12 protein-coding genes are annotated in these 12,760 nt (G+C 71.5%); 7 read left to right on the top strand and 5 right to left on the bottom strand.

Annotated features, from left to right (window positions below; all coding sequences use genetic code 11):
• Positions 1 to 22: 22 nt before the first annotated feature.
• Together A3Q40_RS19105 and A3Q40_RS19100 are read right to left on the bottom strand one after the other, a co-directional pair.
• A complete protein-coding gene (locus A3Q40_RS19105) occupies positions 23 to 991 on the bottom strand; it encodes an NADPH:quinone oxidoreductase family protein (RefSeq protein ID WP_068104612.1) in 969 nt (322 codons plus the stop codon).
• A 62-nt stretch (positions 992 to 1,053) separates the two neighbouring features.
• A complete protein-coding gene (locus A3Q40_RS19100) occupies positions 1,054 to 3,291 on the bottom strand; it encodes a putative bifunctional diguanylate cyclase/phosphodiesterase (protein ID WP_068104610.1) in 2,238 nt (745 codons plus the stop codon).
• A gap of 168 nt (positions 3,292 to 3,459) precedes the next feature.
• Here A3Q40_RS19100 and A3Q40_RS19095 point away from each other — a divergent pair, with 168 nt between their 5' ends.
• A complete protein-coding gene (locus tag A3Q40_RS19095) occupies positions 3,460 to 4,122 on the top strand; it encodes a TetR/AcrR family transcriptional regulator (RefSeq protein WP_068104609.1) in 663 nt (220 codons plus the stop codon).
• On the top strand, positions 4,119 to 5,324 hold the full coding sequence (locus tag A3Q40_RS19090) for an acetyl-CoA C-acetyltransferase (RefSeq protein ID WP_068104607.1): 1,206 nt from the start codon (positions 4,119 to 4,121) through the stop codon (positions 5,322 to 5,324). Before A3Q40_RS19095 ends, A3Q40_RS19090 begins: the two co-directional genes overlap by 4 nt.
• A 27-nt stretch (positions 5,325 to 5,351) precedes the next feature.
• On the opposite strand, the gene A3Q40_RS19085 is transcribed toward A3Q40_RS19090, so the two are convergent.
• Positions 5,352 to 6,542, bottom strand: coding sequence for an ATP-binding protein (locus A3Q40_RS19085; RefSeq protein ID WP_068104605.1), 1,191 nt, complete (start codon positions 6,540 to 6,542; stop codon positions 5,352 to 5,354).
• A gap of 303 nt (positions 6,543 to 6,845) precedes the next feature.
• On the opposite strand from A3Q40_RS19085, the gene A3Q40_RS19080 reads away from it, so the two are divergent.
• Positions 6,846 to 7,244, top strand: a complete 399-nt coding sequence (locus A3Q40_RS19080; RefSeq protein WP_068104603.1) for an alpha-isopropylmalate synthase regulatory domain-containing protein — start codon at positions 6,846 to 6,848, stop codon at positions 7,242 to 7,244.
• A gap of 25 nt (positions 7,245 to 7,269) precedes the next feature.
• On the opposite strand, the gene A3Q40_RS19075 is transcribed toward A3Q40_RS19080, so the two are convergent.
• On the bottom strand, positions 7,270 to 7,854 hold the full coding sequence (locus A3Q40_RS19075) for an Rv1733c family protein (RefSeq protein ID WP_442971302.1): 585 nt from the start codon (positions 7,852 to 7,854) through the stop codon (positions 7,270 to 7,272).
• A gap of 219 nt (positions 7,855 to 8,073) precedes the next feature.
• Between A3Q40_RS19075 and A3Q40_RS19070 the strand changes: the two genes are divergently transcribed.
• Positions 8,074 to 9,012: an alpha/beta fold hydrolase gene (locus tag A3Q40_RS19070; RefSeq protein WP_068104599.1), complete on the top strand. Its 939-nt coding sequence runs from the start codon at positions 8,074 to 8,076 to the stop codon at positions 9,010 to 9,012.
• On the opposite strand, the gene A3Q40_RS19065 is transcribed toward A3Q40_RS19070, so the two are convergent.
• Positions 9,009 to 9,401, bottom strand: coding sequence for a YchJ family protein (locus A3Q40_RS19065; RefSeq protein WP_068104598.1), 393 nt, complete (start codon positions 9,399 to 9,401; stop codon positions 9,009 to 9,011). The two genes, A3Q40_RS19070 and A3Q40_RS19065, sit on opposite strands and share 4 nt — an antisense overlap.
• A 120-nt stretch (positions 9,402 to 9,521) precedes the next feature.
• On the opposite strand from A3Q40_RS19065, the gene A3Q40_RS19060 reads away from it, so the two are divergent.
• The 3 genes from A3Q40_RS19060 to A3Q40_RS19050 are packed head-to-tail and all read left to right on the top strand — an operon-like array spanning position 9,522 to position 12,746.
• Positions 9,522 to 10,220, top strand: a complete 699-nt coding sequence (locus A3Q40_RS19060; RefSeq protein WP_068104597.1) for a FadR/GntR family transcriptional regulator — start codon at positions 9,522 to 9,524, stop codon at positions 10,218 to 10,220.
• A gap of 43 nt (positions 10,221 to 10,263) precedes the next feature.
• Positions 10,264 to 10,473: a heavy-metal-associated domain-containing protein gene (locus A3Q40_RS19055; protein WP_068104596.1), complete on the top strand. Its 210-nt coding sequence runs from the start codon at positions 10,264 to 10,266 to the stop codon at positions 10,471 to 10,473.
• Positions 10,470 to 12,746, top strand: coding sequence for a heavy metal translocating P-type ATPase (locus A3Q40_RS19050; protein WP_256365887.1), 2,277 nt, complete (start codon positions 10,470 to 10,472; stop codon positions 12,744 to 12,746). The genes A3Q40_RS19055 and A3Q40_RS19050 overlap by 4 nt, the downstream gene beginning before the upstream one ends.
• Positions 12,747 to 12,760: the final 14 nt, after the last annotated feature.

Genomic DNA, 12,760 nt, shown 5'->3' with positions numbered 1-12,760 from the left:
CGACGGGCACCGACGCGATCGGTCAGCGCAGCCGGACCACGACCTTCCCGATGGCGGTGCGGTTTTCCAGCGACGCGATGGCCGTCCCGGCCTCCTCCAGTGGATGGACCGACGGCTCGGGCGCCGAGAGCCGGCCGTCCGCGAAGAGCGGCGCCAGTTCGTCCCACTGGGTCTTGGTGTATCCCGGCCGGGACATCCACCACGCACCCCACCCGGCGCCGACGACCTCGACGTTGTTCAGCAGGAGGCGGTTGACCTTGACCGTCGGGATCTCGCCGCCGGTGAAGCCGATGACCACCAGGCGTCCCGCGGGGGCGAGCGAGCGGATGCTGTCGGTGAATCGGTCGCCGCCGACGGGGTCGATCACCACATCGACGCCCCGGCCACCCGTCAGCTCCTTGACCTGGTCACGCCACCCGTCGACGAGCACGACGTCCGTCGCTCCCGCGGCGCGCGCGACCGCGGCCTTCTCCTCGGTGCTGACGACGGCGATGGTGCGGGACGCACCGAGCACCGGGGCCAAACGCAGCGCGGAGGTGCCGATGCCGCCGGCGGCGCCGTGCACCAGCACGGTCTCGCCCTCGGCGAGACGTCCTCGCTCGCGGAGCGAGAAGTGCACGGTGAGGTCGTTGAAGAGCACCCCGGCGCCGGCCTCGAACGAGACCCGGTCCGGCAGCGGGAACACCAGATCCGGCGTCGCGAGCACCACCTCGGCCATGCCGCCGCCGATGCCGGTGAGCGCGGCCACGCGGTCGCCCGCGGCGAGACCGGATCCCTCCGGAGCGGAGCGGACCACGCCGGCCACCTCGCTGCCGGGCACGAACGGCAGGTCGGGCTTGTACTGGTAGAGCCCCCGGGTGAGCAACGCGTCGGGAAACGCGACGCCGGCCGCGTGCACGTCGATCAGCACGCCGTCGCCGGTCGGTTCCGCGATGTCGGCGACGGACACCGCGTCCGGCCCGTCGAGAGTGGTCACCTGTACTGCGCGCACGCCGTGGGTCCTTTCGTCGGGAACTGCTCTACGCCCTCAGACAACCACACGCGTGCCGAGCGTCACACGCGCGCCGCGTCGAGCGCCCGCACCACCGGCACCACCTCGTCGACCGGGACCGGTCGGCTGACGAAGAAGCCCTGCACCGCGTCGCATCCCCACTGCCGCAGCATCTCCAACGACTCGGCGTTCTCGACGCCCTCGGCCACCAGGTGCAGACGCATCCGCCGCGCGAGGTCGACGGTGGAGGCCACGATCGCCCGGTCGACCTCGTCGTCGACGATCGAGGCCACCAACGACCGGTCGAGTTTCAGTTGCTGGACCGGCAGCCGCGACAGGTACGCCAGGGAGCTGTAGCCGGTGCCGAAGTCGTCGATGGACAGCGTCACGCCGAGGGCGCGCAGAGCCGTCATCGTGATCACCGAACGCGTCGGGTCGGTCATGGCGGAGGTTTCGGTTACCTCCAGAACCACCGCCGACGGCGGCACGGCGTGCCTCGCCAAGGCCTCCGAGACCTGTTCCGGCAGAGTCGAATCCACCAGGTTCCGCACGGAGAGATTGATCGCGACGTCGACATCCAGCCCCGCCGACCGCCACCCCGCGCAGTCCTCGAGAGCCCTGTCGAGGACGAACGACGTCAACACCCCGATGACCGAGGTCGCTTCGGCCCCCGCGAGAAAATCGGCGGGTCCCAGGAGGCCGTCGACCGGATGACGCCACCGCAGCAACGCCTCGAGACCCGACACCCGACCCGACCGTAGATCGAGGCGCGGTTGGTAGAACAACTCGAGCTGGCCCGACCGCATCGCCACCTCGAGCTCGCCGAGCCGGCGGACCCGGTTGGCCTGGTCGGTCTCCATGGTCCGGTCGTACACGGCGACGCGCGGGTGTCGACGTTGCGCCTCCCCGACCGCGGCGTGCGCGCGCTGGATCATGCCCTCCGCCGTTGTGATTCCTGCCCCGCCGGTCCCCGACCCGTCGCACGCACGGAGTGCGACGCCGATACTGCAGTCGACGGTGACCCGCATGTCGCGCATCTCGATCGGCGCGGTCACCGCCGCGCGCACGACGGCGGCGAGTCGGGTCGCGGACCGTTCGTCGAGCGGGCCGGCGACGACGGCGAACTCGTCGCCACCGAGACGACCGACCACCGACCCGGGCGGCACGGCGTCCGACAGTCGCGCACCGATGATCTTCAGCATGCGGTCCCCGTCGGTGTAGCCGAACGTGGCGTTGACGTCGGCGAACCCGTGCAGATCGACGAGCACCAGTCCAACCCACGGGTCGGTCGCGAGACGGCGGGACAGCCGCCGCTCGAGCTCGTTGCGCGTCGCCAGGCCCGTCACCCGGTCGGTGGTCGCGGATTCGCGCAGGGCCTGGGCCTGGCGGCCCAGCAACTGCAGGAACATCCACACCCGCACGGCGCCGATCGCCACCATGATCCCGGTGGCCACCACCGCGACCGAGCCCCAGTCCGACGCCGGTACCCCGCGGGCGAGCTGCACGGTCATCGCGACCGGAGTGAGGGCCACGGCGAGGGTCATCAGCGCGAGTCGTGACAGTCCCGTGCTGCGCCGCGAGAAGGTGGGCTCGGGCGGAGGGCTCTCCGGCCGCACCGCCGCGGCGGCGAAGAGCACGTACGCCGTCAGCCACAGCATGTTCAACACCAGGTTCAGCGCCGGTCCGGCGCTCCACACGTAGGAGCCGTAGTCGGCGATCACCATGATCGCCAGACCGACACCGAGCAGGACGAGGGTGACGGTGGTGGCTCGTCGACGCAGGAAGATCGACAGAACGACGACGAGCACGAAGACGTCGATCTCGGTGTAGAAGAGCCCGAGCCAGACCGACGTGGGAGTGTCCCCGAACTGCGCCGACACGACGACCCAGGATGCGAGGCCGATGCCGGCGGTCATCATGGCGGCGTCGAGCACGTCGACGGGGGCGACGAGACGGCCGAACAGGTCACGCGCGACCAGCAGCGCCGCCACGACCAGCACGTACCCCACGACGTAGCCGGCATCCGCCCACGACGGGAAGGGGGCACCGCCCTGCGTGTTCTCGAGAATCCCGGTGTAGACGTCACCCGCGGTCCAGGCGGTCAACCCGGCCGCCAGGAACCACCACGGTGTGGTGTCCTTCTTGAAGCCCGCCCGGATGCCGAGGACCACGGCGATCACGGACGACGCGGCGACGAGGGCATAGACGGCGCTGGCCACCGGGCCGGGGGCGAGGAGGCCGTACGAGAGCACGACGACGGCGCCCCCGATCAGGACGCGTGTGGACCAGAACGACGTCATGGACCACCTCCCGGCACCGAGCAGTGCTGCCTTCCCGTGACCTCCGACTCGTTCATTGTCACCACGAACCGCCCGTTCCGCACGTATCGGCCCCACCGAAGTTGGTGAACCGTCGTTAACCGAATACGGTACGCTGCGGATCGGGCATCGAACGAGAGGGCGACGCGGGTGGGCCAGAGGAGCGGCGGCACCGAGACCGAGCGTTCTCGCCTCAAGGCCGAACGCCGCAGCAACCTGCTCGACGCGGCCGCCGAGTTGGTCGCGGCCCGCGGCTACCACGGGCTCCGCCTCGAGGACCTGGGCGCCGCCGTCGGCATCAGCGGGCCGGCCGTGTACCGCCATTTCCCCAACAAGGAAGCCGTCCTGGTCGAGCTGCTGGTCGGGGTGTCCGAGTACCTGCACCACGGTGGCCGACAGGCCGTCGACGAGCCCGATCCGGCCGCGCGCGTCCGCGCCCTCGTCGACTTCCACCTGGAGTTCGCGCTCACCTCACCGCGCCTGATCGAGATCCAGTTCCGCGACCTCGCCAACCTGCCCGACGACGCGCGGCATCGCGTGCGCTCCCTCCAGCGCGCCTACGTCGAGACGTGGGTCGGCGCGCTCCGCGACCTCGACCCGTCGCGGTCCGAAGAGGACGCCCGCATCCGCGCGCACGCCGCGTTCGGCCTGCTCAACTCCACCCCGCATTCCGTGGGTCGCGTCCCGACCCCGGTCCTGGAACAGACCCTGTCCACCATGTCGTTGACAGCCCTGGGCGTGCACGGCACCACGCCCCCGGCCACCGCGCACCCCACCGCCCCACCCCCATCAGAAGCGAGGACCACGCCATGACCGCACCGACTTCCCCCACCTCCGTCATCGTGGCGGGCGCCCGCACGCCGGTCGGTCGGCTGCTCGGATCGCTGTCCACCCTCTCCGGGTCCGACCTCGGCGGCGTCGCCATCGCGGGCGCGCTCGAGAAGGCCGGCATCTCCGGCGATCAGGTGCAGTACGTGATCATGGGCCAGGTCCTCACCGCCGGCGCCGGCCAGATCCCCGCCCGCCAGGCCGCCCACGCCGGCGGCATTCCGCTCACCGTGCCTGCCCTGACCATCAACAAGGTGTGCCTGTCCGGCGTCGACGCCATCGCCCTCGCCGACCAGCTCATCCGCGCCGGCGAGTTCGACATCGTCGTCGCCGGTGGTCAGGAGTCGATGTCGCAGGCCCCGCACATGCTGTCCAAGAGCCGCACCGGCTTCAAGTACGGCGACGTCACCCTCGCCGACCACATGGCCTACGACGGACTGCACGACATCTTCACCGACCAGGCCATGGGCGCCCTCACCGAGGACCGCAACGCCGACGAGAAGTTCGTCTCCCGCGAGGACCAGGACGCCTTCGCCGCTGCCTCGCACCAGCGCGCGGCCGCCGCGTGGAAGAACGGCGTCTTCGACGACGAGGTCGTCCCCGTCACCATCCCCCAGCGCAAGGGCGATCCGATCGTCGTCACCGAGGACGAGGGCATCCGCCCCGACACCTCCGCCGAGTCCCTGGCGCGCCTGAAGCCGTCGTTCGACCGGAACGGGACCATCACCGCCGGGTCCGCCTCGCAGATCTCCGACGGCGCCGCCGCCGTCGTGGTGATGAGCCGCGCCAAGGCCGAGGAGCTCGGCCTGACCTGGCTCGCCGAGATCGGCGCCCACGGTGTCGTCGCCGGCCCCGATTCCTCGCTGCAGTCCCAGCCGGCCAACGCCATCGCCGCTGCCTGCGCCAAGGACGGCATCGCCCCCACCGACCTCGACCTCGTCGAGATCAACGAGGCCTTCGCCGCCGTGGGCATCGCCTCCACCCGCGAACTGGGCCTCGACCCGGAGAAGGTCAACGTCAACGGCGGCGCCATCGCCATCGGACACCCCCTCGGCGCCTCCGGTGCCCGCATCGCCCTGCACCTCGCCCTCGAGCTGCAGCGCCGCGGCGGCGGCACCGGCGCGGCCGCACTCTGCGGCGGCGGCGGCCAGGGCGACGCCCTGATCCTCCGCGTCCCCGGCAACTGACGCCCCCTGCGGGGTCGGGCCGGGGGACTAGTCCTCCGACTGACCCCGCAGGTAACGGCCGAAGTGCGGGACAGTGAACCCGATGGACCCCCGCTCGGCGGAGTAGATCAGGCCCTTCTTGATCAACCCGTCGCGCGCGGGGGACAGCGACGCCGGTTTGCGACCGAGTTCGACGGCGATGCTCGCCGTCGACACCGGCCCGTCGTCGCCGGAGAGTTCGGCCATCGCCCGCATGTACTCGCGCTCGGCGGGCGTCGCGCGCTCGTAGCGCGACCCGAAGAATCCGACGGCCAGCTCGTCCTCCGCGGTCGGGGCGGCCACGCGGACGTCGTCGGCGGTGATGGGACTGTCCGCGGCGTGATCCCAGGTGGCCTTGCCGTAGGCCTGCACGAAGTAGGGGTAGCCGTCGGCCGCGGCGTAGAGCGCGTCGAGTGCCTCCGCGGTGTACTCGACGTCCTCGCGCTCGGCCGGCGCGATCAGGGCCAGATCGGCGGACGCGCGATCGAGTCGATCGATGCGGTGGTACCCGAACAGCCTCTCGGAGTAGCTCTTCGACGCCGACAGCACGGCGGGCAGATGCGGCAGCCCGGCCCCGACGACGATCAACGGGGCCGCGTCCTGACTGAGTTCGTGGCACGCGCCGCAGATGGCGGAGATGTCGGCGGCGCCGAGGTCCTGCATCTCGTCGATGAAGATCGCGATGCCGACGCCGACGTCCCGGGCCAGCGATGCCGCGTCGAGCAGGAGTTCGACGAGGTCGATCTCGATGTCCCCGGTGTCCGCGCGCCCCTTCACCGCCGGCGCGTCGATGCCGGGCTGCCACTTGTCGCGCATGCCCTTGTCCTGCGAGGCCCGCAGAGCGAACGACTTGAGGACACCGAGGAACTGCTCGACGCGGTCCGGATCCCGATGCGCGACGGCGATTTCCCGGACGGCCATGTGCAGCGCGGACGAGAGCGGACGGCGCAGCTCCTGGTCCGGCCGCGCCTCGATCTTGCCCGTCCCCCACCGCCGCGAGATCGCCGCGGACCGAAGATGGTTGAGCAGCACGGTCTTTCCGACACCACGCAGTCCGGTGAGCATCACGCTGCGTTCGGGGCGGCCCCGCGCGATGCGTTCGAGCACCACGTCGAATGCGTCGAGTTGCTTCCCGCGCCCGGCGAGCTCGGGCGGGCGCTGGCCGGCACCGGGGGCGTAGGGGTTCCGCACGGGGTCCATGGCGTGACGGTAGCAACCTCGTCAGGTCTTTATCGCTCTTTCTAGCGCGTGTCCTAGAACCATCGATAGTCGGCAAGCGGCCCAGTCGCCGCCGGGCCGACGGGTGGGCCCTCTTCCGTCGCGGCACGATGTTCCGACGAATTTCCCTTGCCGTCCATCCCGCGTCACACCTACCATCGGGGTATGTCGCGCATGCTCGTAGTTCGCCGCCGCAGCGGGGTCTGATTCGGACCGACCCCTCGCTGCGGGTCGAACGAGCGCCCGGTCGGTCCACCTCCCTCCCTCGGAAGTGAACCGATTCCCATGAGCATCAGCGCAGACATCCCCGGCATCGCCTTCGCCACGTCGTCCCACTCGGGGGCTGCCCCGACCGCCCCCACGGCCGTCCGTTTCGGCTCGCTGCAGATCTCCGATCGCCGCGCCGGCCGCGCCGACTACACCCTGACTCTCGCCGTCGGCGACGCCATCCTGCGGGACACCGTGCGGACCCACGGGCCGGCCGACGCCGTCACCACACTGCTGTACCGCGCCGGTATCCGACTCGAGATCCACGAATTCCACCAGCGCACCACGGCGGCCGGCGTCGTCACCGATCTGCGCGCCCAGCAGGATCGCCGCACGGAGTGGGCCACCGGCACAGGAGCGGACGCAGCGGAGTCCACGGCCCGCGCTCTCGTCGCGGCCGCCAACCTGACGGCGTAGTTCTCGGAGCCCGACGGCGTAGTTCTCAGCACCCCTCGGCGAACAGTCGAGCGAGAGCCTCGTCCCACTCGCGATCTCGGCGTTCGGCGTAGCGGCGGGTCGCGGCCCCGCGGATCGTGAGAAGGACGATGCCGGCGGCGGTGAGCACGAGCACGGTCAGGAACGCCCCGGCGACGACGGTGTCGGCGTGGCTCGGGGGCGGGGCCACGCGGTTGCCGGCGGCGTCGACCGTGATGGAGACGCCGGTGCCGGTCGGCGTCCGGGGCGGCACCGCGACCGTGCCCTCGTGCTCGCGGCCGTCGAGCGTCCACGTCGCGGGCGTCGCGAGCGAACTCGAGGCGCCCGAGGTGACGTCGGCTGCGGTCGTTGCCGACGGCGCTTCCGCGGTGGTGGTGGCCTCGACGGTGCGCAGGTTCGCGGCGGCGGCGTCGGCCGACCGAGCCAGCTGGCCGAAGCCGAAGACACCGAGAACGACGGCGAACGGCACGACCAGCAGGAACAACGTCAGCGTCGTGCGGTGCACGCGGGCCTCGGCTCGGTCCACGGGCCGGACCAGAGGATTGTCGGCGGCGTGCACCGGGCGCATCTGTCGGCTCCTGCGCTTCTGCATGTCGCTCACTGGTGGTTCCCTTCCCCTCCGCCGACCCCCGAGCCGCCTCTACCTTTTCTTCGGTGTTCCCCCTCCGTTCGGTGTGCAGTCCTCCCGCGTACTGTGGAGTCGCACACGCTGCCCGGTCGATTACTGTTACCGTTTGTCATAGAAATTGATCGACGACCGAGGGTCCGACGCACCGAGTCCGACGCCCGCAGTCCACGGAAGGGTTCCGCGATGCCGCCCACCGAGCGATCGACCGTCTCCCGCCCCGGCGTCGACCTGGCGGTGTTCGTCACCGGCCGCCGCGACGCCCCGACCGTCGTCCTCATGCACGGGTGGCCGGACACCCACGAGTTGTGGACGCACGTCGTTCCGTTGCTCGCCGATCGGTTCCGCGTCGTCACGTACGACGCCCGCGGCGCCGGTGCGTCGACCACCCCGACGCGCACGCGCGACTTCCGCCTGCCCGAACTCGCCGCCGACCTCCGGGCCGTGATCGACCACGTCTCCCCGACCGCCCCCGTGCACGTCCTGGCGCACGACTGGGGCGCCGTCGAGGCCTGGGAAGCCGTGGCCGAGGCGGACGCGCCGACCCGCATCGCGTCGTACACCTCTGTATCCGGACCCAATCTGGACCACCTCGGCCGATGGACGCGATCCCGGCTGCGCAGGCCTCGCCCCCGCGGCGTCCTGCAGGTCCTCGCCCAGATCCGCGCCTCCTGGTACACGGCCACCTTCCACGTGCCGCCGCTGGCACGGGTGCGCATGTGGCGGATGAAGCGCAAGGGCTGGACCAGGTTCATCGGAGAGTTCTCCGGCGTGCCGGCGTCGATGGCGGTCGAGTCACCGACCCTGCTCGACGACGCCTGGAACGGGCTGCGTCGCTACCGCGCCAACCTGATCCCACGCCTGCTACGCCCGCGGCGTCGCTACGTCGACGTCCCGGTCCACCTGATCGTGAACACGCGGGACGCCGCCGTGCGCCCGTTCCATTACGACGACACCCATCTCTGGGTCCGCGACCTCTCCCGCACGGACCTCGACGCCGGCCACTGGTCGCCGCTCTCCCACCCGCGAGACATCGCCCGCATCACCACCACGTTCGTCGACAGTGTCGAGAGCGCATCGACCGCCGGTCGCGGGGCGGCGCCGGCGAGACTCGCCTCCCGCTAGGTCCCGTCGACGTAGACCCACCGCCCGTCGACGCGGGTGAAGGTACTGGTCTCCGTCAGCCGGCCGGTCCGCCGGCCGTCGCGAAAGCCGGCCTCGAACTGCACCGTACCCTCGGTGTGGAACGGGCCCCCGGCCGTCGTTGACAGGACGTCGAGCGACGTCCACACCCGACCGTCGTCGAGATCCAGCGTTCTCGGCCGGGTCGACGGATGCCACGTCGCCAGCAGGTGCGCGACGTTCCCCGTCGCGAAGGCGGTGAAGCGTGAGCGCATGAGCCGCTTGGCCGTCGGTGCCGCGCGCGGGTCGGCGAGGACCGGACCGCAGCACGCGGACATCGCTCGGCCCGAGGTGCAGGGGCAGGGCTCGGGCGGGCCGTTCACGGACGCCATCCTAAAGACTCGATGCGGTGGGTCGGGCAAGACCACAGGTCGATATATCTATTTCTCGGACGAGGACTAGAGTCCGATATACGGCCCGACAGACCCCGGGGCCCCGACTACAGTGGCGCCATGACGCTGTCGGACAGTTGGGCCAGCAAACAGGCCACGGTCACCCGAGTGGGGGCCGCCGAGGCCGTGCTGCGCGAGCTGCGCTCGGCCATCGAGGGCGGTGAGCTCGGTGTCGGCACCCGCCTGCCGTCGGAGGCCTCCCTGGCCACCCGGTTCGGCGTCAGCCGCTCGGTCGTGCGCGAGGCACTGCGCTCCACCACCGCCCTCGGGCTGACCGAAACCCATACCGGCAAGGGCACATTCGTGGTCTCGACGCGTGTCGAGGCGGACGCCGTCTTCGGCAATCACTCCGCCGAATCCCTGCGCGAGGCTCGCCCGCACATCGAGATCCCCGCCGCCGCGCTGGCCGCCGAACGTCGCTCGGACGACGACGTCGACGCGTTGCGCGAACTGCTGCGGCGCATGGAACGTGAGGCCGACCCCAAGGAGTGGGTGCGCCTCGACGGCGAGCTGCACCTGCGCATCGCCACCGCGAGCGGGAACGACGTCTTCTCCGCCGTGCTCGCCGAGATCCGCGAGGCACTCGCGGGCCAGTCCGAGCGCGTCAACCTGCTCCCCGACCGGGTGACCGCCTCGAACGCCGAACACCGCGACATCGTCGACGCCATCGAGGCGGGGTCGGCCGACACCGCCTCGGCCGCGATGAGCCGGCACCTGCGGCGGGTGCAGGACGCGTTGGGGCAGCTCAGCACACGCTGATCGGCCGGGTTGACGTGATACCCCTGGGGGGTACCCTGGAGGCATGACCACCACGAGCATCACCGTCACCGGCATGACCTGCCAACACTGCGTGAACGCCGTGACCGAGGAGGTCGGCGCCCTCGACGGCGTCACCGGAGTCACCGTCGATCTCGCCACCGGCCGGGTCGACGTCGAGTCCGCCGCCCCCGTGCCGGCCGACGCACTCGCCGCCGCCGTCGACGAGGCCGGGTACGAGATCGCGCCGTCGTGACGACGACGCCGACGTCCCCGGCCGTCGCGCCCGTGATCCGCCTCGACATCGGCGGCATGACCTGCGCGTCCTGCGCCGCTCGGATCGAGAAGAAGCTCAACCGACTCGACGGCGTGACGGCGACGGTCAACTACGCCACCGAGCAGGCCGTCGTCGAGACCGCCACCGCGACCACCGACGAGTTGGTCGCCACCGTCGAGAAGGCCGGTTACACGGCGACCGTGCCGTCGCCCGATCCCGAGCCGGACGCCGAGTCCGAATCCGCGTCCCCGCCGGCGGCCGACCCGCTGCGGACTCGCCTGGTGGTCTCCACCTGGCTCACCGTGCCCGTCGTCGCCATGGCGATGGTTCCCGCGCTGCAATTCGAGTACTGGCAGTGGCTGTCGCTGACGTTGGCCGCACCCGTCGTCGTGTGGGGCGGCCTGCCGTTCCACCGCGCCGCCTGGACCAACCTCCGCCACGGCGCCACCACCATGGACACCCTGGTGTCGGTGGGCACTCTCGCCGCCTTCGGCTGGTCTCTCTACGCGCTGTTCCTCGGACACGCCGGGATGCCGGGGATGACCCACGCCTTCCGGTTCACCGTCGAGCGGTCCGACGGTGCGGGCAACATCTACCTCGAGGCCGCCGCGGGCGTGACCACCTTCCTGCTCGCCGGTCGCTACCTGGAGGCGCGCTCGAAGCGCAGCGCCGGCGCGGCCCTGCGCGCCCTGCTCGACGTCGGGTCCAAGAACGCCACCGTCCTGCGTGACGGGCGCGAGACCACCGTCCGCGCCGACGACCTGGTGGTCGGCGACGTCCTGGTGGTGCGTCCCGGCGAGAAGATCGCGGCCGACGGCGTCGTCGCGGTGGGCACGTCGTCGATCGACGCGTCGGCGATCACCGGCGAGTCCGTCCCCGTGACGGTCGAGCCCGGCGACGCCGTCACCGGCGGCACCGTCAACGTGGGCAACGCGCTCGAGGTCACGGCCACCCGCGTCGGAGCCGACACGGCCCTGGCCCACATGGCGCGCATCGTCGAGGACGCCCAGAACGGGAAGGCCGACGCGCAACGGTTGGCCGACCGGGTCTCCGCCGTGTTCGTTCCCGTCGTCATCGCGATCGCCGCGGCCACGCTGCTCGGGTGGATGCTGCTGGACGGCAGCTGGTCCGCCGCGTTCACCGCGGCCGTCGCGGTGCTGATCATCGCGTGCCCGTGTGCCCTGGGTCTGGCGACGCCGACCGCCCTGCTCGTCGGCACTGGGCGCGGTGCCCAGCTCGGCGTGCTCATCAAGGGTCCGGAGGTCCTCGAGCAGACGCGCCGGGTGGACACCGTGGTGCTCGACAAGACCGGCACGGTCACCACGGGCGTCATGACGGTGCGGTCGGTGGTCACGGACGACTCCCTCGGCCTCGACTCGGCGGCGGCCCTGCGCCTGGCCGCCGGAGCCGAGTCGCGCTCCGAGCATCCCGTGGCGCGTGCGATCGTGCGCGCCGCCCGGACCGTGCCGGCCGCGACGAACGTGGAGAACCTGCCCGGCCTCGGTGTCCGCGCGACGGTGGACGGTCGCCGAGTCACCGTCGGTCGGCCCGACCTGGTCGGCGGGCTGCCCTCGACCCTCGCCGACGCCGTCGCCGCAGCCGAGACCGCCGGCGCGACGGCTGTCGTCGTCGCGGTGGACGATCGGCCGACGGCCGTCGTCGCCGTGGCCGACACGGTGAAGGACACCTCGGCCGACGCGATCCGCGGACTGCGGGATCTCGGCCTCGAGCCGATCCTGCTGACCGGCGACAACGCGGCCGCCGCACAGGACGTCGCCACGCGCGTGGGCATCGACCGCGTGCTGGCAGGGGTTCTGCCGGAGGGCAAGGTGTCGGCGATCGCCGATCTGCAGCGCGAAGGCCGGGTCGTCGCGATGGTCGGCGACGGCGTCAACGACGCGGCGGCTCTGGCGACGGCGGATCTGGGGTTGTCGATGGGCACCGGCACCGACGCCGCCATCGAAGCGGGGGATCTCACGCTGGTGCGCGGCGATCTGCGCACCGCCGTCGACGCCGTCCGCCTGTCCCGCGCGACCCTGCGGACCATCAGGACCAACCTGTTCTGGGCGTTCGCCTACAACGTCGCCGCGATTCCGCTGGCCGCGGCGGGCATGTTGAATCCCATGTTCGCCGGTGCGGCCATGGCACTGAGTTCCGTGTTCGTGGTGACCAATTCGCTGCGCCTGCGCCGATTCCGGTCCGCGGTGACGGAGCGGTCCGTTCCCCCGGCGGAGGGCATCGAACCGGACTAGTCTCTCGCGCATGA

The sequence above is a fragment of the Rhodococcus sp. PBTS 1 genome, assembly GCF_001620025.1.
Classification (GTDB): Bacteria; Actinomycetota; Actinomycetes; order Mycobacteriales; family Mycobacteriaceae; genus Rhodococcoides; species Rhodococcoides kroppenstedtii.
The sequence above is the reverse complement of the archived record's forward strand: the minus strand, read 5'-3'. Positions and strand labels throughout refer to the sequence as shown.